Here is a 17,115-nt window from a genome sequence, read left to right on the forward strand (position 1 = left end):
GTCGTCCTGGTCCTCCCGGTCGTCCTGGTCCTCCCGGTCACCCCCGTCGCCCGCACGGCGGCCCGGCGTGGCCGTGGGGCTCAGGCCGCGTACACCGTCAGCCGCTCGCGGATCACGTCCGTCACCTCGTCCGGTACCCCGAGCCCGTCCCGTACGTACTTCTCCATCGAGCCGTGCCGGACCGCCACCTCGTCCAAGGCCGCGGTCAGGTACTCCGGCACGACTCCGATCAGGGCCAGAGCGAGCTCCGGATCGCCGCCCTGCGCCGTGAACCCCTCCACCATCGGCGCGAACGCCTGGCGGACGGCCGTGTTGACCGCGAGGTACTCCGCCATGACCGTCTCGTCGTCCGCGCCGAGGACCGACAGCACGATCGTCGCCGCCCAGCCCGTGCGGTCCTTGCCCGCCGTGCAGTGGAAGAGCAGCGGGCCGCCGCGGGGATCGCCCAGCTCGGTCAGGAAGGCCCGGTAGGCCGCGCGGGCGGAGTCGGTGGAGACGAAGGCCCGGTAGGTGCGGGCGAAGGCCTCCCGCACCTTGCCCCCGCCGAGCACCTCCTGGGCGAGCACGGGGTCGCCGAGCAGGGTCTTCAGCCGTGCGGCGGGCGGCAGGCCGCTCGTGGCCAGATGGTCGGCGAGCACGTCGGCGACGAGCAGCCGCCCGCCGTCCGGGACGTGGTCGGGCCGGTCGGCGCGCTCGGCCGCGGTCCGGAAGTCGACGACGGTACGGATGCCCAGCGAGGCCACCACCGGGTCGGTCGAGTCGAGACGGTCGAGCCGGCCGGAGCGGAAGACCCGGCCGGGGCGGACGCCGCGGCCCTCGCCCAGGGGGAGGGGGCCGAGGTCGCGGAGGTTGGCGACGGCGGTGGCGGGAATGGCGGGCATGGCGTCGACTCCTCCAGATCAGTCCTTTTCGTACCAAACCGTAATCGATCGGATTCCACCACTCCTGGCGTTCGGCCCCGGAACATGTGAGCGGACGGGCAGGATGAGCGGATGCTGAAGCGGACGCGGCGAACGGCGGAGGCGGCGGTCCTGGCCGTCGCGATGGTGCTGATGACCGGGTGCGGGGGCGGCGGCCGGGACGACGGCCCCGAGGAGGCCACCGGCACCCTGGAGCAGATCGCCGCGAAGGCGGAGTGCGAGCCCGACCTGCGGACGGAGGCGGCCGAGCTGCGTCAGGCGACGTGCGCGACGGGCGACGGGACGTACGTCCTGCTCACCTTCGCCAGCGACCGAGGCCAGCGCGAGTGGCTCAACGAGGCCAAGGACTACGGCGGTTCGTACCTCGTCGGCCGCAAGTGGACGGTGGCCGGCGACGCACGGACGGTGGAGCGGGTACGCGAACGGCTCGGTGGTCAGGTCGAGACCACCGAGCCGCACGCGCCGCACTCCTCGCACCCCGCCGGGCACCACTGAGGCTAGGTACAGCGGCGCCCCTCGTTCAGGCAGTTCACCAGACGCTTCATCAGCCGCTGGTCGAAGACGTTGATGAAGTCCCCGTGATCGGTGACCGGTTTGTGCAGCTGTTCCGGGAAGGAGTCGACGGCGAACCCGGGGCCCGGCGGCACGTCGTACACGATCCGCTGCACGAGCTGCGGAATCGCCCGGAAGCCGTCGCCGCACCGGCCCGAGACGGGATCGGCGAAGGCCACGTGCGTCCGGTGGTTGGCGCTGTCGGTGTTCCGTCCGTCCCAGCAGCTCTGGAACCGGAAGGTGCGCACCACCTTGCTGCCCGCCGGACAGATCGGGTACTTGTCTTTCAGTTGACGGTCCTCGAAACCGGTGCACGACCAGGAGGCGTTGGCGTTGGCGTCGCCGTTGGTGAACGCCTTCGCGTCCCCGGTGATGATCCGCAGGAAGCGCGGCATCGCGGTGACCTTGGAGACCGGACTGCCGACGAAGTCCAGGGTGACCTCGTCGGGTGTCTGGATCTCGCCGACGTTCTGGTCCTTGCCGCCGCCGTCGGCCTCGGCGTCGGCCTCCGCCCGCCCGTTCTGGAGCCGCAGCACGGGCCAGTAGTAGGTCGAACGGTCGCCCTGGTTGCGGCAGGTGGTCCGGCCCCTGGCGAGGTCGTCGTCACTGGCGAAGGCGTCGTTGGCCTGGTTGCCGACGTAGTCGTGCATGTGGTGGGCGCCGTTGCTCACACCGGGCGCGACGATCACGTTGTCCGGGTTGAACTTGCCGTTCTCGTTGCGCCCGCAGTCGGTGGTGAAGGTGCCGCGGGAGGCTCCGCGCCGCTGCCGGGGGGTGCTCACATTGGGCGCCACGGACCGGATGTCGACGAAGTCGGAGGCCTCGGGCCCGTTGCCGGCGCCGTCCTCGTCACCGGCGTCGTCCCCGTCACCGGCGCCCTCCTCGCCCTCCTGAGGAGCGTCGTCGTCCGCCCGCAGGGTGCAGGGCGCCAGACTCTCCAGCGGCGGCTGTTGGAGCAGGAGACCGATCCGCTGGAGGACGTTGAGGCGCTCGTTCTCCAGCGGGGTCAGGATCTGTCGCTCGGCGAAGTCCGGATCGTTCTCCGCCCGCTCCTTGTTGTCGGCGAACCGCTGGTACGCCACGGTGATCTGGCTGTCCAGCGTGGCGAGTTCCCGGTCCACCGCGCCCCGTACGGATTCCGGTACCTCGGACAGTTCCTCGGCCACGTCCGGGCAGTCGATCGTGGAGAGCGACGCGGCCCGGCCGGCGGGCGGATCGCCCCGGCCCTCGCCGGCCGAGGCATACACATTGGCGGCGATGAGCCCGCCTCCGCCCAGGACGAGTGCGACGGAGGCGGCCACCACGCGCTTCGCGCGTGTCGAACGTTTTCGTGTGCGTCCCATGGGGCTCTATACGGAAGGGACGCGTGGGGCGTTCAGCCGGAGCCGGCCGGACGTCGGTCCGACAGCAGGGCGGCCTCCCGTTCGGGGGAGAGGCCGACCGGCGGCCGGTCAGGCCGCTGGGGCGCCGATCCGCCGATCGACTCGAGCCAGGCCCAGGTGTCCGCGACCGTCTCCGCCGCCGGCCGGCAGCGCAGGCCCGCGGCGAGCGCCTTGGAGACGTCGGCGGCGTGGATCGCGTCGTACAGCTCGCCCGGCGGGATCCAGACCGGCAGGTCGGACCAGGGCTCGACGCCGGCCGCGAGCAGCGTCTCCGGGTCGGTCCAGCGCAGCTCGGCGTCCGAACCGGTGGCCCGCACGCAGGCGTCGAGCAGCTCGCCCATGGTGGTGTGCCCGGGCGGGGAGATCAGGTTGTACGGGCCGGACAGCCCGGCCCCGGCCGCGTCGAGCGTCCACTCGGCGAGGTCGCGGACGTCGACGTACTGGAGCGGCAGCGTGCGCGGCCCCGGCGCGAGGACCGGGCCGCCCCGGGCGATCCGGCCCAGCCACCAGGGGAGCCGGCCGATGTTCTCGTACGGGCCGATGATCAGCCCCGCCCGGACGAACAGCGTGCGGTCGGGCCCGAACGCGTCGAGGGCCGCCAGCTCGCCGCCCCGCTTGGCCTGCGCGTACGGCACCTCACCGGCGTCCGGGTCGCCGTCGACCAGCGGACCGTCCTCGGCGAGACCGGCCGCCGGCGGCCAGGCGTACACCGAACGGCTCGACACATAGACGTACCGCCCGACCCGGTCGGCGAGGAGCCGGGCCGCGTCCCGCACGGCCGAAGGCGCCGACGACCAGGTGTCGACGACGAGGTCCCACTCTCCGTCGGCCAGCGCGGCGAGCCCTTCCGGCGCCGGAGCCGTGCGGTCGCCGATCAAGGTCCGCGCGCCGGCCGGAGGCTCATGACGGCCCCGGTGGAAGACCGTCACCTCCCAGTCGCGAGCGAGCGCGGCCTCGGTCACGGCGCGCCCGACGAATTCCGTACCACCCAAGATCAGAAGTCTCATTCCACGACTGTGCACCCCGGGACGGCCGTTCGCACAGCCGTTCCGCTGCCGGAGGAAACGGGAACCAGGCAGGGCGCGGGAGGCGTGCGGGGAGCGACCGGGAGGCGCTCTCCCGCGGCCATCGGCGGGATGTCACCATGTGCGGACCATGACGGATGCCCGGTCGCCGATACGCGCCCTGCGAGCCGCACTCTTCGCGGCGGTGTGCGTGACATTGGCCGCTGTGGGGCATTCATCCATGTCTGCGCACGACCTCGCTCCCGGTTCGCTGTACGTCGCCTTCGCCGTCACGAGCGGACTGGCGTGGCTGGTGAGCGGCCGGCGCCGGGGCCCGCTCGCGATCGGCGGCGGGCTGTCTGCCGTACAGACGGCGCTGCACCTGATCTTCTCGTCGACTGAGCCGCACGCCGGTGGGACACACACCGGCGCGGGCCATGCCTCCATGGGGCACGGCTCCATGGGGCACGCGCCCATGCCGGATCCCACCACGAGCCCGGCCCTGGACATGGCCGGCGGCCACACCTCCGTCGGGATGCTCGCCGCCCACCTCCTGGCCGCCGTGGTCTGCGGCCTCTGGCTGGCCCGCGGCGAGGCCGCGCTCTTCGCCCTCGGCCGGGCCGTCGGGGCGTCGGCCTTCACCCCGCTGCGCCTGCTGCTCGCCGTCGCGCACCTGCCCGCCCCCGAACCCCCGCTTCTCGTACGCGCCCGCCCGCGCCCCCGCAGGCTGCGCGGCGTCGTCCTCGCGCACACCCTCTCCCGGCGCGGGCCGCCCCGGCTGTCCGCCACCCGCGCCACCGCCCTCGGAGCTCACGTCTGACCCGGGGGCCGGTTCCCCCTGTCGGCACGACACCGACACCGACACACACTCCGAGGACAGTCATGACCATCGACGATCCCGCGCGCCCGGACGCGGCCGAAGCGCCCACCGGCCCGGCCACGGACGCCCCCGAACGCGCGACGACCTGGAGCGCCCTGCGCCCCCTCGTCCTGCGCGTCCACTTCTGGGCGGGCGTACTCATCGCCCCCTTCCTGCTCGTCGCCGCCGCCAGCGGGCTCCTCTACGCCCTCTCCTTCCAGGCCGAGAAGGTTCTCTACGCGCACGAGCTGGAGGTCCCCGTCGGGGACCGGACCGTGCCGCTCTCGCGGCAGGTGCACGCCGCCACCAAGGTGAACCCCAACGGCACCGTCACCGCCGTCTGGCCCTCCTCCGAACCCGGCGCCACCACCCGCGTGCTGATGGCCGACCCCGACGTCGAGGAGGGCAGGTCCCTCGCCGTCTTCGTCGACCCGTACACCGGGGAGATACGCGGACAGCTGCCCAGCTACGGCAGTTCGGGCGCGCTGCCGCTGCGTACGTGGATCGACGAACTCCACCGCGATCTGCACCTCGGCGACCTCGGCCGCAACTACAGCGAGCTGGCCGCCAGCTGGCTGTGGGTGGTCGCGCTCGGCGGCCTGGCGCTGTGGACCGGCCGCCGCAGGAAGAACCGCCGCGCCCTGTTCGTACCGGAGCGCGGCCCCAGATCCCGCCGCCGGACCCTCTCCTGGCACGGTTCGGTCGGTCTGTGGGCGGTGACGGGGCTCGTCGTCCTCTCCGCGACCGGGCTGACCTGGTCGCGGTACGCGGGCGAGAACATCGGCGCGGTCCAGGACCAGCTCGGCGGCGCCACCCCGACCGTCTCGGCGACGCTCGAAGGCGCGACGGCCGGCGGCCCGTCCGAGCACGAGGGCCACGGGGTGGGCCACGGCGCCGGCCACCCGGCCCCGGCGGGCGCGGACGTCGGTGTCGACAGGGTCGTCGAGTCGGCCCGCACGGCCGGCGTCGACGGGAAGATCTCCGTCGTCCTGCCCTCCGAGGGCAAGGGCTATGTCGTCAAGGAGACCGACACCCAGTTCCCGGTCCATCTGGACTCGGTGGCGGTGAACCCGGCCGACGGCACGGTCATGGACGAACTCCGTTTCGCGGACTATCCGTTGCTCGCCCAGCTGACCCGGTTCGGCATCGACGCCCACATGGGCGTCCTGCTGGGCCCGGTCAACCAGCTGGCCCTCGCCGCCCTCGCGCTCGCCCTCATCCTGCTGATCCTCTGGGGCTACCGCATGTGGTGGCTGCGCCGCCCGGGCCGCCCGGTCGCGCGCGGGGCGTGGCGGAAGGTTCCGCCGACGCTGCTGCTGCCGCTGCTCGCCGCGACGGCCCTGGTGGGCTGGTTCGTACCGATGCTGGGCCTGAGCCTGCTGGCGTTCCTGGCCGCCGACCTCGTGACCGGCCTCGTGACGAGGGCGAGGTCCCGGAAGCGTGACCGGGACGTCGCGACGCCTGCCTGATCAGGGCGTGTACTTGTAGCCGACCCGCCGCACGGTCTGGATCGTGCGGCGGTGCTCCGCGCCCAGCTTGCGGCGCAGCCGGGCCACGTGCACGTCGACGGTCCGGCCGTCGCCCACATGCCCGTACCCCCACACCGTCGTCACCAACCGGTCGCGGGTGTGGACCCGGTGGGGGTGGGCGACGAGATGGGCGAGCAGTTCGAACTCGAGGTAGGTGAGGTCCAGCGGCTTCCCGTCCACGGCGGCGATCCGTCGCGCGCTGTCGATGGACACCGGCCCCTCCTGCGGCTCGGCACCCTCCGTCGGCGCGGCCGTCGGTGCCGGCCAGCCGGCCGGGACGAGGACGAGATAGCCGACCATGGGCGGTCGCCCGGGCAACGCCGGCAGCGTGTGCGGGGGCGCGGGCAGCAGGGTGGCGCCGGGCGGCAGGAATTCCGCGACCCGGGCGAGGTCGACGGCTTCCTGGGGGTCGACGGCACGGAGCCGGTGCCGGCCGGGACGGACGGCCGTGAGGGAGGTGCTCAGGGAATCGCTCTGGGTGTGGGCCATGAGAGGTCAGCTCTTTCGCGCGGAGAAACGGACGGAGAGGTCTCGTACGTCGTGCGCGTCGACCGAAGGCCGGGGGCTTTAGAGGGCCGACGCGTTCCTCGCGCGGCAACACACCCGGTCGAAGTCGTGGTGCTGACGGGAAGGCCAGAACGGCTCGAGGTCGTGACGACCCGTCGCGGCGACGTTCTGGGTGATGGCCATGCCCTCATTGAACCAGAAGGAACCCCGCATGAGCAGCCCCTCCCCGGCCAGAGCCCCGGTCAAGGGCCCTTCCAGGAAAGGAGAAAGGGCGCCCGCCTGACGGCGGGCGCCCTTCTTCGTGCCGGGGCGGATCAGACCTGGCCGGCCTTCTCCAGGGCCTCGCAGCAGGTGTCCACCAGAAGGCGCGTCACCACGTAGGGGTCGACGTTCGCGTTCGGGCGGCGGTCCTCGATGTAGCCCTTCCGGTCCTGCTCGACCTGCCACGGGATGCGGACCGAGGCGCCGCGGTCCGAGACGCCGTAGGAGTACTCGTCCCACGGGGCCGTCTCGTGCAGACCCGTCAGACGGTCGTCGATGCCCGCGCCGTAGTTCTTGACGTGGTCGAGCGGCTTCGAGCCCTCGCCCAGGGACTCGCACGCGGTGATGATCGCGTCGTAGCCCTCGCGCATCGCCTTCGTGGAGAAGTTGGTGTGCGCGCCCGCGCCGTTCCAGTCACCCTTCACCGGCTTCGGGTCCAGCGTCGCCGAGACCTTGAAGTCCTCGGCCGTACGGTAGAGCAGCCAGCGCGCCACCCACAGCTGGTCGGCGACCTCCAGCGGCGCCAGCGGGCCGACCTGGAACTCCCACTGGCCGGGCATGACCTCGGCGTTGATGCCGGAGATGCCCAGACCCGCCTTCAGGCAGTTCTCCAGGTGCGCCTCGACGACGTCACGGCCGAAGATCTCGTCGGCGCCGACACCGCAGTAGTAGCCGCCCTGCGGGGCCGGGAAGCCGCCGACCGGGAAGCCGAGCGGACGCTCGCCGTCGAAGAAGGTGTACTCCTGCTCGATGCCGAAGATCGGCTCCTGGTCGGCGTACTTCGCGTAGACCTCGGCCAGCGCGGCGCGCGTGTTGGACTCGTGCGGCGTCATGTCCGTGTTGAGGACCTCGCACATCACCAGGATGTCGGCGCCGCCGCGGATCGGGTCCGGGCAGACGAAGACCGGCTTGAGGACACGGTCCGAGGCGTGGCCCTTGGCCTGGTTCGTGCTGGATCCGTCGAAGCCCCAGATCGGCAGCTCGTCGAGGGTGGCACCCGTACCCGGCAGTATCTTCGTCTTCGAGCGAAGCTTCGCGGTCGGCTCGGTGCCGTCGATCCAGATGTACTCAGCCTTGAAGGTCACGGGCCTCATCCTTTGGGCGTGCGCTGCGGGTACTCGCGGCGGCTCGCGACGCTGCGAGAGCTGCGGGGTCGTGCTCTGTGTCTGCGCGCAGCTTCGCAACACGGGATTTCCCGCCCGTTGCCCGTTTGTGAACCCCGTGTTACTCAGCTTTCCCGCTTTTCCCTGATCCGCCGTGCGACCACGTGCGCGTTCAGCAGCGAGCCGAGGCCCGCACCCTCGACACGCCGTACGACCTCGGCGTATGTCGTGCCGAGGGCCTGCGCCGCGCGCCCCAGGTGCCAGTCGTGGTCGGCGAGACGGCGCAGCAGATGACCTCGCCTGATCTGGCTCTCCGAGAGCCGGAAGGTCTTCAGATAGGCGGTCCGCCCCTTGTGGTCGGCGATCAGCTCACCGATGTGCTGCTCCTGACCGGCCCGCTGGAACGGCGGAAGGAAACGGTACAGATCGTATGAATCCATTCGATGGACGCGCTCGAAGGCGTACGGCGTCTCCAGCAGGTCCCGTGCCATCAGCGACCCGTGCGCCTCCGCCCAGGACCGCTCCTGCGCGCCGGCCGCCGCCCGCAGACCGGCGAGGGTGCGGATCCGGCCGGTGTCCCGGATGCGCGCCGTGAACTCGGCCACCGGGGCGCCGTAGCAGGCGTACTGATGGACCAGCTCCCCGTACAGGTCCTCGACCAGGGTCGGATGCAGCACCCGGTAGTCGGCCGGGTGCGGCACGACGAAGGCGGCGGCGAGGGAGTCGGCGACGTACAGCATGAGCCCGCACTGCCCCGGATGGATCTCGAAGATCCGCAGCGCCTCCGCGAGGCCGGGCACCCGCCCTCCCGCGTACGCCGCCTCCGCGCGCGGCGACAGGCCCTGGCGTACCGCCTGCTGGGACCACTCGTCCCAGACCACGGACGGTCCGCCGAAGTGGAGCGCGAGATAACCCTCCAGGGCGAGATGGAGGGGGAGGAAGCGCAGCCGCCGCTCCGCCCGTCCGTCCTTGCGCAGACGCTTGGCGAGACGGTGGTGGCGACGGACGGGGACGGTGGGCGGCTCCCCGCCGAGCCGGGTGCCGTACGCCGCCGCTTCGGTACCGTCCCCCGACCAGTCCGCGACGAAGCCGTGCGGAATGTACGAGGTGTAGACGGTGCGGTCGCCGAGGAGCACCTCCCCGTAGGCCTGCCCATGGACGTCGCGGTCCTCCTCGCCGTACCCGTCGTAGATCTCGCGGTGCAGCCGCAGGCCCTCCATCGGCTCCGGCCGTACGAGCGGAACGAGCCGGACCCCGCCCCACACCTGCGCCGGCCGGGCGTCCAGCCCGGTCAGATCGATCCGGGTCATGAGGGGGCTCCCTTCAGGAAAAGCTCCACCCGCCGGTCGAGATACGCCTGAAGCTCCGTGAGCCCGGTCCGCCCCTCGGCGAACTGCGCGATCTCCACCAGCGCCGCCAGATCCTCCGCGTCCCTGATCCCGGCCGTCGGCACACTCGGCGCGAGGCGTCGCACATCGAAACCGTCGGCGTCGTATACGGGGTTCACATGCACCGCACGCGTGCGCCGCCCCGGATCCAGGCGGGTCCGCCAGACGCGCAGCACCTCGCCCGCGAGGCCCGGCGGAGCGTTGTCCCAGCCGTCCGAGACGATCACCAGCCGGTCGAGGGCGGGGGTGTCCAGGGCATCGAGAACGCGCGCACCGAGCGGCGTCGGACCCCAGGGCCGCACGAGGAGCGGATCGGTACCGCCCGAGGTCCAGTGCGCCCCGTACGCTCCCGGCGCCGCCAGCGCTTCGAGGAGGAAATGGCAGCCCAGCGCGACGGCCAGCGGTCGGCGCCGCTTCACGGCCGAGCCCGAGGAGGAGTAACTGTCGTCGAGGACGGCCGCCACCCGCCCCCAGCTCCCGGCGTACGGCCCCGCCACCCGGCGGGCGGCCGCCCGCAGCGCCCCCGTCAGCTCGGCCCGGCGCGCCACCCTCTCCCCGAAGGGGAGGGAGAGGACGTACAGCGCGAGTCGGGTCAGAGGCATGGCGGCCAGGTCGGCGGTGGGCCCGCTCCGCTGCGTACGGAGTCGTTCCAGGCGGGTCATCCGGGGCGCGATCCGCTCCAGGAAGACATCGCGCGGCACCCGGTGCCTGGCCGCGAAGCCCTCGGCGACGGTGAACGGCAGCGCGTACAGCGCCGCCTGCTCGTAGTGCGCGCGTCGGTGCGCGTCCAGGAGAGCGTGCTCGTAGCGGACCCGGCGGCCGGGTGCGAAGAGGAAGTCCCCCACCTCGGGATCGGCGAAGGGCAGGTGGGTGTGACGGGCGGCGGTCTTCAGCCCGGTGCGGTACTTGACGGCGTCGTGCGCGAGATCGGCGCGGGCGGCGCGGGTGGCCAGCCAGTCGCGCACGATCGCGCGCGTGCGACGGTTGTTGACCCCGGCGGCGCGCAGGGCGCGGAACAGCCGGTACACCCGCTGCGGGGGCAGCAGCGCGAGCCGGGCGGCGATCAGCCGTCCCTCGGCGCGCTTCCCGGCCGGGCCGTCGGCCTCGTCGGAGGTGCGCAGCAACCGCTCGACGATCGCCACGGCGTTGTGGTCGTTGATGTCGAGCGCGAGCGCGGCGGCGTACACGGACCGGTAGTTGACGCGGACGTACTCGTGCAGGAACGAGAGGGAGAGGCGCTGCTCGCCCGCCGACGCACGGAACTCGCGCTGGCCGGTGGCGGTCACGGCCGCGTTGACGAAGAGGAGGACGTCCTCGGCGGCGATGAGCTCGGAGAGCGTCTCCGTCATGCGATCCCCCTCGCGGTGGTCGGGTGCCGGCCGGGGAATGGGGGCGCGAACAGCGAAAACGTTGCTTCAGAGGCAGGTCCCGGAAGTCGCGCCGAAGTCCCGCGGCCGGCCGGGGAAACGTAACACCGGCAGGGCAACGGGCGCGCGGCGATATCGAACCGTGGGGGCGTTCGTCCTTCCCCGGACTCGTCCGGGATCGCCGGGCGGGGCCGGTCCGCTCGGCGGGGCCGCCGTGGGGCGGTGTCGGTGGGGACCGGCAGACTGGGAGGCATGACGAAGCTCCCCGGCGGCAGGCCCCGTATCGGACTCCTCGGCACCGGCCCCTGGGCCGGGCGCACCCACGCGCCGGCGCTGGCCGCGCACACGGGCGTCGAGTTCGCCGGAGTGTGGGGCAGACGGCCCGAGGCGGCGGCCGAACTCGCCGCCGCCTGCGGCACGCGCGCGTACGACGACGTCGACGCCCTCTTCGAGGCGTGCGACGCCGTGGCCTTCGCCCTGCCCCCGGACATCCAGGCACCGCTTGCGGCGCGGGCGGCGGCCGCGGGCTGCCATGTGCTCCTCGACAAGCCGGTGGCCACGACGGTGGCGGCGGCCAGGGAGGTGGCCGAGGCGGTCGAGAAGGCCGGGGTCGCGTCGGTCGTCTTCTGCACGCTGCGGTTCGCGGAGCCGACGGCGCGCTGGATCGACGAACAGGTGGCGACGGGTGGCTGGTTCCTGGGGGAGGCGCACTGGCTGGGCTCGCTCTTCGCCCCCGGCTCGACGAGCGCGTACGCGGCCTCCCCGTGGCGGCGCGAGAAGGGCGGCCTGTGGGACGTCGGCCCGCATGTGCTCTCCGTCTACCTCCCCGTACTCGGCGATGTCACGGACCTCACGTCCGTGACAGGCCCGGGGGACACCCGCCACCTGGTCCTGCGGCACGCCTCCGGCGCGAGCAGCACGGCGACCCTGACCCTGAGCGCGCCCCCGGAGGCGGCGGAGGCCGCGCTCACGCTGCACGGCGAGCGGGGACGGTCCGTCATGCCGGGATGGGACGGCGCGCTGGGGGCGCTGGGCGGGGCGGTGGACGCGCTGCTGGAATCGGCGCGGACGGGGGTTCCGCACGGGTGCGACGCCCGGTTCGGACTGCGGCTGACCGAGATCCTGGCGGAGGCGGAGGTGACGCCGGGGGGTCACGCCGACGCCACCTCCTGAGCGGGCTAGCCCACCCGCTCGATCCGGGCCTTGCGGATCAAGAACTTGCCCGGTTCGCGGACCTGCTCGAAGGCCGCGTCGTTGAGGAGGACGCAGCTGCCGGAGGCGGACGTGACCTCGACCGTGGTCGACTTGGCGTTGTCCAGGTTGGTCACCTTGAGGCGCGTGCCGACGGGGAACTGACCGCTGGACGCGGCCGGGGCGCCGCCCTCACCGGAGAGGGTGACGGTGGACCCGGCACAGACGACCTCGCCGGACGCGTCCGCGGCGGGTGGCACGGCGGGTGGCGCGGCGGAGGCGTCCGGCGCGATCGGCGCACCGGCGTCCGCACCCGTGCCGGCGTCCGCTCCGGCACCCGCGCCGGCCTCGGCACCCGCACCTGTCTCCGTACCGCCGGCTCCCGTACCGCTGCCGGCGTCGCAGCCGGACGCCGCCTGTTTGCGGCGGATCTCGGCGATCACCGCCTCCCGGTTGGCGATGCGGGCCGGGGACAGCGCGTCGGGCCGGGCGCGCTGGTCCGCGATGAACCGCTCGTTGTTCGCGAGCGCCGTGGCCAGTCCGTCGCAGGCCGCGGAGGCCTGACTCGAACCGGTCAGCACCACCGCCGTCCCTCCGGCGAGCACGAGGGCACCTGCCACCAGCGCGATCTTCTTCCTACGGCTGAGTGTTCTCCTGCGTGACACGTGAGGCTCCGTTCGTCTTCCGTCGGTTCCTGTGGCGTCAGATACGAGGAGCGCGGCGGTTCCACTCAATCCGCGGCCGGCGAACCATGCCCGGCCCCGGCCCGCCGCCCCGGCCGGTCAGCCGGGCACAACCTCCCCCAGCGCGACGCACAGGGCGTCGAGGGCGGCGCCGTACAGCCGCTCGGGAGGCGTCGCGTAGCCGACGACCAGACCGTCCGCCCCGCGTACGTCACGGGCCGCGTCCGGATGCCGGTAGCCGGCCAGCCCCTCCACCGCGACCCCGTGCCGCGCCGCGGCCTCGACCGCCGCGCGCTCCGTGCCCGAGGGCAGCTCCACCACGGCGTGCAGCCCCGCCGCGAGACCCGTCACCCGCACCTCCGGCACGCGCTCGGCGAGGACCGCCACCAGTCGGTCACGCCGCCCGCGGTGGTGGCGGCGCATCCGCCGGACATGCCGGTCATACGCGCCCGAGGCGACGAAGTCGGCGAGGGTGAGCTGCTCGGTGGCCGACGAGTACGGCTCGCGCTCGCCCTTGGCCGCCACGACGGCGTCCACCAGCGTCCCGGGCAGCACCATCCAGCCGATCCGGAGCGTCGGAGACAGGCTCTTGCTGACGGAGCCGAGGAGGACCGTACGCTCCGGGGCGAGGCCCTGCAGAGCGCCCACGGGCCGCCGGTCGTAGCGGAACTCCCCGTCGTAGTCGTCCTCGACGACGAGGCCGCCCGTCTCCCGCGCCCAGTCGAGGACGGCCGCCCGACGGTCGGGCAGGAGCGGCCCGCCGGTCGGGAACTGGTGCGCGGGCGTCAGAAGCACCGCGCCGACCGCGCCGGGCAGGAGGGGGAGGGCGCCGACATCGGCTCCGTTCTCGTCGACCGCCACGGGCACGGTACGGACCCCGGCCTCGGCGAGGAGCCCCCGGTGGAAGGGGAGCCCGTAGTCCTCCACCGCCCACGGACCGGCCACGGTCCGGGCCAGCAGCCGCAGGGCGTGCGCCGCGCCCGAGCAGACCACGATCCGGTCCGCGCTCGTCCGCACTCCGCGCACCCGTGCCAGATACCCCGCGAGGGCCTGCCGCAGCTCCACCCGCCCCCGCGGGTCACCGATCCCGAACGCCTCGTGCGGCGCCGCCGTCAACGCCCGTCGCGCCGCCGCCAGCCAGGCCGTACGCGGAAAGGCCGCCGGGTCCGGCTTGCCCTGGACCAGGTCGTACGGAACGGGCTCCCCCGCCACCCGGCCCCCCGCCACCCGGCCCACCGTCCCCGCCGGTTTCGGCTCCGTGGTCACCGCCCGCGCCGCCACCCGCGTCCCGGACCCCTGCCGGGAGGTCAGCCAGCCCTCCGCCACCAGCTCCGCGTAGGCGTCGGCGACGGTGTTCCGGGCCAGCCCCAGATCGGCGGCGAGCGACCGGTACGGGGGCAGCCGCGCCCCGGGCTCCAACCGCCCGCTCCGTACCGCCTCCCGCAACGCCCTGATCAGCACCGCGCGCCGGCTTCCCGGCCCGGTCAACTCCAGATGCAGATCGGCCCCGAGGACTTCCGCGGCCTCGGTCCAGGCGCCCGGCGTCATCCCGAGCCGTCCGCGGCCATGATGTCCCGTACCCCGGTGAGAAAGCGGCGTACGGCCGCGGTCTCGACCTCGTCGAAGCCGCGCAGCAGCGTCACCGTCTCCTCGATCAGCGGCCCGAAGTACGCCCAGCCCAGCTCCTCGGCCTCTTCCTCGACCCGCAGCAGCACCCGCCGCCGGTCCCGCGCGTCGCGGACGCGCGCGACGTGGCCGAGCCGTTCGAGACGGTCGATGACGGCGGTCGTACCCGCCGAGTTGAGACCGAGCCGGGCACCGAGATGGCCCGCGGTGGCGTCGAGGCCGGCGCGTTCTGCGTCCAGCAGGCAGATCAGAGCCCGCACGTCCGTGATGTGCATGCCGTTGCGCGCGGCGAAGTCGGCCTGGCGCAGCCCGTACTCGACGGTGACGGCGCGCAGCAGATGGAAGATCCGCAGCTCGGGCTCTTCAGCCGGACGACCGGACAAGCCGTACACCTCTCTCGTATCTCTCGTGTTCCGCGAATTACCTCGCTGAACGAGACTATCGTTCAGCGAGATGATTCTCCGCCGTTCCACCGGGAGGAACACCATGTCCCACTCCGAGGCCTTCCTCGCCGCCTACGACGCCGTCCTCGCCAAGTGGCCGTCGGGCACGACCCATTCCGACGTGGTCACGCCCTACGGCACGACCCATGTGCACCACCACGGCCCCGAGGACGCCCCACCGGTCCTGCTGCTGCCGGGCGGCGGCGCCACCTCCACCGGCTGGTACGCCACGGCCGCCGCCCTCGGCGGCGCGCACCGCGTCCACGCGGTCGACCTCGTCGGGGACCCGGGCCGCAGTGCGCCGGCGCCCGACCGCCGCATCCGTACGGTCGAGGACCTCACCGGCTGGCTCCACACGCTGACGGACGCGCTCGGCCTCGACTCCACCGCCGTGGTCGGCCACTCCTACGGCGCCTGGATCGCGCTCCACCACGCGCTGCGGGCGCCGGAACGGGGCGACCGGCTGGTCCTGCTCGACCCGACGAACTGTTTCACCGGCTTCAGCCCGCGCTTCCTGCTCCGCGCGCTGCCGATGATGCTGCGCCCCTCACCCGCCCGGAACCGGTCCTTCCTGAGGTGGGAGACCGGCGGCACGCCCCTCGACCCGGACTGGTGCGAACTGGACGCCCGTACGGCGGACTTCCCCAGCGTGCGCCCGGTCACCGGCCCGCGACCCTCGCCGGAGGAACTGGGCCGCCTCAGGGCGCCGACCCTTCTCCTGCTCGCCGAGCGCAGCAGGGCACACGACGTCCGCGAGGTCGAGACACGGGCGCGGGCGGCCGTTCCCGGTCTGGAGACGGCCACCCTGCCCGGGGCCACGCACCACACGCTGCCGGTGGCGGCCCCGCGGGAGATGAACGACCGCATCGCCCGCTTCCTCGGCTCGGCGTGACCGCGTTCGGGCGTGACCGCGTCGGGCGGGACCGCCCCCCCCGCGTGCCCCCGACGTGACCGCCCTCCGACGTGACCGCCCCCGACGTGGCCGCGCTCAGCGGGACAACGCGTCCCGCACGGCCTCCTCGCTCCGGGCCACCACGGCCGTACCGTCGTCGGCGGTGATGATGGGCCGCTGGATCAGCTTGGGGTGCGCGGCGAGCGCCTCCACCCACCGGTCCCGGCTCGCCTCGTCCCGCGGCCAGTCCTTCATCCCCAACTCCTTGGCGACGGCCTCCTGCGTCCGCGTGATGTCCCACGGCTCGAGTCCGAGGCGCGCGAGTACGGCCCGGATCTCGTCGGGTTCCGGTACGTCCTCCAGGTAGCGGCGCACGGTGTACGTGGCGCCCTCCCCGTCGAGCAGATCGATGGCGCTACGGCACTTGGAACAGGCGGGATTGATCCAGATCTCCATGGCCCAAACGTACCCGCTGAGGAGCCCCAAAGCCCCTCTGGCCAGGGATGATTGTCAGTGGCGGCGGGTAAAATCATGGATGAAGGTGAGGGTCCCGGGGAGGGCCCGCACCCACCGTTCGCCAGGAGGTCGCCCATGGCCGTCGCCATGACCCGGACGCTGTCCCTCGAACCCTGGAAGCCCCTGCGGAAGCAGCCGCTCCCCGCGGGCCGCCCCCGCGAGTGGTACATCACCCACAACCGCCGTCTGAAGGCCATGCGCCTCGCGATCGCCCTGCTCGACGCGGGCATCCACGACCCGGCGAAGGCCGGCAACGCGAAGATAGCCACCACGGCCGAACTCCTCGGCATCCACCCGCCCTCGGACACCACCTGCCAGATGGTTCGCGCCCTGCTCCGCTACGGCCGCTGACCCGACCGACCGACCGTGAGCAAGGCGAGGGCCGCCTCCCCCGGAGTGCGGGGAGGCGGCCCTCGTCGCGCGGAACGCGCCTGCGGGCCGCCCCAGTTGACCGATAAGATCACGTCCTGATGTCCCACCGTTCGGCCTCGGGACGGGCAACCGCCGCCGCCGACAGGTGATGACGTGAGAGGCGGCCGGCACGCGGCCGCGGGGGAGCGAGGGGGACCCGCCGGTGGAGAACGCTGTCGAGTTGGCCGACATGATCACACAGCTGCGGCAGGAGTTGAGCCGCGCGATGTCGGAAGGCGACCACGCCGACCTCCGCTTCCAGGCGGAGCGGGTCGAGCTGGAGCTCACCGTGGGGATGGAGAAGAGCCGCGAGCCCGGGGCGAAGGTGCGGTTCTGGGTCCTCGAAGCCGGCGCAGCCGCGCGGCAGGCGACCACCGCCACGCAGCGGATCACGCTGACGCTGCAGCCCGTACGCGCGGACGCCCCGAACCTGCCGGCGCTGATCTCCGGCGCCGAGCTGCCGGACGAGGACTGACCGCGC

General features: G+C 73.2%; 18 protein-coding genes. 7 read left to right on the top strand and 11 right to left on the bottom strand.

Annotated elements, in window-relative coordinates; genetic code table 11:
• Positions 1-80 precede the first annotated feature (80 nt).
• The gene (locus ABZY12_RS28520; RefSeq protein WP_356895253.1) at positions 81-881 is read right to left on the bottom strand and encodes a tyrosine-protein phosphatase; all 801 of its coding nucleotides are present in this window, start codon (positions 879-881) and stop codon (positions 81-83) included.
• Between the two features lie 162 nt (positions 882-1,043).
• Between ABZY12_RS28520 and ABZY12_RS28525 the strand changes: the two genes are divergently transcribed.
• Complete coding sequence (locus tag ABZY12_RS28525) at positions 1,044-1,415, top strand: hypothetical protein (RefSeq protein ID WP_356895323.1); 372 nt, start codon at positions 1,044-1,046, stop codon at positions 1,413-1,415.
• 2 nt (positions 1,416-1,417) lie between these two features.
• On the opposite strand, the gene ABZY12_RS28530 is transcribed toward ABZY12_RS28525, so the two are convergent.
• Together ABZY12_RS28530 and ABZY12_RS28535 are read right to left on the bottom strand one after the other, a co-directional pair.
• A complete protein-coding gene (locus ABZY12_RS28530) occupies positions 1,418-2,815 on the bottom strand; it encodes a DUF1996 domain-containing protein (protein WP_356895255.1) in 1,398 nt (465 codons plus the stop codon).
• A 32-nt stretch (positions 2,816-2,847) separates the two neighbouring features.
• The gene (locus ABZY12_RS28535; protein WP_356895257.1) at positions 2,848-3,861 is read right to left on the bottom strand and encodes an NAD-dependent epimerase/dehydratase family protein; all 1,014 of its coding nucleotides are present in this window, start codon (positions 3,859-3,861) and stop codon (positions 2,848-2,850) included.
• Between the two features lie 238 nt (positions 3,862-4,099).
• On the opposite strand from ABZY12_RS28535, the gene ABZY12_RS28540 reads away from it, so the two are divergent.
• Together ABZY12_RS28540 and ABZY12_RS28545 are read left to right on the top strand one after the other, a co-directional pair.
• On the top strand, positions 4,100-4,678 hold the full coding sequence (locus ABZY12_RS28540) for a hypothetical protein (RefSeq protein ID WP_356895259.1): 579 nt from the start codon (positions 4,100-4,102) through the stop codon (positions 4,676-4,678).
• Positions 4,679-4,740: 62 nt separating this feature from the next.
• Positions 4,741-6,186, top strand: coding sequence for a PepSY-associated TM helix domain-containing protein (locus ABZY12_RS28545; protein WP_356895261.1), 1,446 nt, complete (start codon positions 4,741-4,743; stop codon positions 6,184-6,186).
• On the opposite strand, the gene ABZY12_RS28550 is transcribed toward ABZY12_RS28545, so the two are convergent.
• From ABZY12_RS28550 to ABZY12_RS28565, 4 genes are all read right to left on the bottom strand, one after another.
• The gene (locus ABZY12_RS28550; RefSeq protein ID WP_356895263.1) at positions 6,187-6,735 is read right to left on the bottom strand and encodes a winged helix-turn-helix domain-containing protein; all 549 of its coding nucleotides are present in this window, start codon (positions 6,733-6,735) and stop codon (positions 6,187-6,189) included.
• 332 nt (positions 6,736-7,067) lie between these two features.
• Complete coding sequence (gene glnII / locus ABZY12_RS28555; protein WP_356895265.1) at positions 7,068-8,099, bottom strand: glutamine synthetase; 1,032 nt, start codon at positions 8,097-8,099, stop codon at positions 7,068-7,070.
• Between the two features lie 143 nt (positions 8,100-8,242).
• Entirely contained in the window at positions 8,243-9,427 is a 1,185-nt protein-coding gene (locus tag ABZY12_RS28560) for a hypothetical protein (RefSeq protein ID WP_356895267.1), read from the bottom strand.
• Positions 9,424-10,854 carry a hypothetical protein gene (locus ABZY12_RS28565; RefSeq protein WP_356895269.1) on the bottom strand — a complete coding sequence of 477 codons (1,431 nt, stop codon included), beginning with the start codon at positions 10,852-10,854 and terminating at the stop codon, positions 9,424-9,426. Before ABZY12_RS28565 ends, ABZY12_RS28560 begins: the two co-directional genes overlap by 4 nt.
• 270 nt (positions 10,855-11,124) lie before the next feature.
• Between ABZY12_RS28565 and ABZY12_RS28570 the strand changes: the two genes are divergently transcribed.
• A complete protein-coding gene (locus ABZY12_RS28570) occupies positions 11,125-12,045 on the top strand; it encodes a Gfo/Idh/MocA family oxidoreductase (protein WP_356895271.1) in 921 nt (306 codons plus the stop codon).
• 5 nt (positions 12,046-12,050) lie between these two features.
• Here ABZY12_RS28570 and ABZY12_RS28575 read toward each other — a convergent pair whose 3' ends face one another.
• From ABZY12_RS28575 to ABZY12_RS28585, 3 genes are all read right to left on the bottom strand, one after another.
• Positions 12,051-12,728: a hypothetical protein gene (locus tag ABZY12_RS28575; RefSeq protein ID WP_356895273.1), complete on the bottom strand. Its 678-nt coding sequence runs from the start codon at positions 12,726-12,728 to the stop codon at positions 12,051-12,053.
• Positions 12,729-12,845: 117 nt separating this feature from the next.
• A complete protein-coding gene (locus ABZY12_RS28580; protein ID WP_356895275.1) occupies positions 12,846-14,294 on the bottom strand; it encodes a PLP-dependent aminotransferase family protein in 1,449 nt (482 codons plus the stop codon).
• Complete coding sequence (locus ABZY12_RS28585) at positions 14,291-14,755, bottom strand: MarR family transcriptional regulator (protein WP_356895277.1); 465 nt, start codon at positions 14,753-14,755, stop codon at positions 14,291-14,293. Before ABZY12_RS28585 ends, ABZY12_RS28580 begins: the two co-directional genes overlap by 4 nt.
• Before the next feature lie 103 nt (positions 14,756-14,858).
• Between ABZY12_RS28585 and ABZY12_RS28590 the strand changes: the two genes are divergently transcribed.
• Positions 14,859-15,707 carry an alpha/beta hydrolase gene (locus tag ABZY12_RS28590; protein WP_356895278.1) on the top strand — a complete coding sequence of 283 codons (849 nt, stop codon included), beginning with the start codon at positions 14,859-14,861 and terminating at the stop codon, positions 15,705-15,707.
• Positions 15,708-15,803: 96 nt separating this feature from the next.
• Here the strand turns inward: ABZY12_RS28590 and ABZY12_RS28595 are convergent, their stop codons facing one another.
• Positions 15,804-16,163 (bottom strand): arsenate reductase family protein, encoded by a 360-nt coding sequence (locus ABZY12_RS28595; RefSeq protein ID WP_356895280.1) that lies wholly within the window; start codon positions 16,161-16,163, stop codon positions 15,804-15,806.
• Positions 16,164-16,298: 135 nt separating this feature from the next.
• On the opposite strand from ABZY12_RS28595, the gene ABZY12_RS28600 reads away from it, so the two are divergent.
• Together ABZY12_RS28600 and ABZY12_RS28605 are read left to right on the top strand one after the other, a co-directional pair.
• Complete coding sequence (locus ABZY12_RS28600; protein ID WP_356895282.1) at positions 16,299-16,574, top strand: hypothetical protein; 276 nt, start codon at positions 16,299-16,301, stop codon at positions 16,572-16,574.
• Positions 16,575-16,797: 223 nt separating this feature from the next.
• The gene (locus ABZY12_RS28605) at positions 16,798-17,109 is read left to right on the top strand and encodes a trypco2 family protein (RefSeq protein WP_356895284.1); all 312 of its coding nucleotides are present in this window, start codon (positions 16,798-16,800) and stop codon (positions 17,107-17,109) included.
• The last annotated feature ends 6 nt before the right edge of the window (positions 17,110-17,115 follow it).

The sequence above is a fragment of the Streptomyces sp. NPDC006551 genome (assembly GCF_040611675.1).
GTDB lineage: Bacteria > Actinomycetota > Actinomycetes > Streptomycetales > Streptomycetaceae > Streptomyces.

What these genes read in the sequence shown, in the direction of transcription:
- ABZY12_RS28520 (WP_356895253.1), bottom strand. Translation starts at nt 881, where the DNA reads ATGCCCGCCATTCCCGCCACCGCCGTCGCCAACCTCCGCGACCTCGGC.
- ABZY12_RS28525 (WP_356895323.1), top strand. Translation starts at nt 1,044, where the DNA reads ATGGTGCTGATGACCGGGTGCGGGGGCGGCGGCCGGGACGACGGCCCC.
- ABZY12_RS28530 (WP_356895255.1), bottom strand. Translation starts at nt 2,815, where the DNA reads ATGGGACGCACACGAAAACGTTCGACACGCGCGAAGCGCGTGGTGGCC.
- ABZY12_RS28535 (WP_356895257.1), bottom strand. Translation starts at nt 3,861, where the DNA reads ATGAGACTTCTGATCTTGGGTGGTACGGAATTCGTCGGGCGCGCCGTG.
- ABZY12_RS28540 (WP_356895259.1), top strand. Translation starts at nt 4,100, where the DNA reads ATGTCTGCGCACGACCTCGCTCCCGGTTCGCTGTACGTCGCCTTCGCC.
- ABZY12_RS28545 (WP_356895261.1), top strand. Translation starts at nt 4,741, where the DNA reads ATGACCATCGACGATCCCGCGCGCCCGGACGCGGCCGAAGCGCCCACC.
- ABZY12_RS28550 (WP_356895263.1), bottom strand. Translation starts at nt 6,735, where the DNA reads ATGGCCCACACCCAGAGCGATTCCCTGAGCACCTCCCTCACGGCCGTC.
- ABZY12_RS28560 (WP_356895267.1), bottom strand. Translation starts at nt 9,427, where the DNA reads ATGACCCGGATCGATCTGACCGGGCTGGACGCCCGGCCGGCGCAGGTG.
- ABZY12_RS28565 (WP_356895269.1), bottom strand. Translation starts at nt 10,854, where the DNA reads ATGACGGAGACGCTCTCCGAGCTCATCGCCGCCGAGGACGTCCTCCTC.
- ABZY12_RS28570 (WP_356895271.1), top strand. Translation starts at nt 11,125, where the DNA reads ATGACGAAGCTCCCCGGCGGCAGGCCCCGTATCGGACTCCTCGGCACC.
- ABZY12_RS28580 (WP_356895275.1), bottom strand. Translation starts at nt 14,294, where the DNA reads ATGACGCCGGGCGCCTGGACCGAGGCCGCGGAAGTCCTCGGGGCCGAT.
- ABZY12_RS28590 (WP_356895278.1), top strand. Translation starts at nt 14,859, where the DNA reads ATGTCCCACTCCGAGGCCTTCCTCGCCGCCTACGACGCCGTCCTCGCC.
- ABZY12_RS28595 (WP_356895280.1), bottom strand. Translation starts at nt 16,163, where the DNA reads ATGGAGATCTGGATCAATCCCGCCTGTTCCAAGTGCCGTAGCGCCATC.
- ABZY12_RS28600 (WP_356895282.1), top strand. Translation starts at nt 16,299, where the DNA reads ATGGCCGTCGCCATGACCCGGACGCTGTCCCTCGAACCCTGGAAGCCC.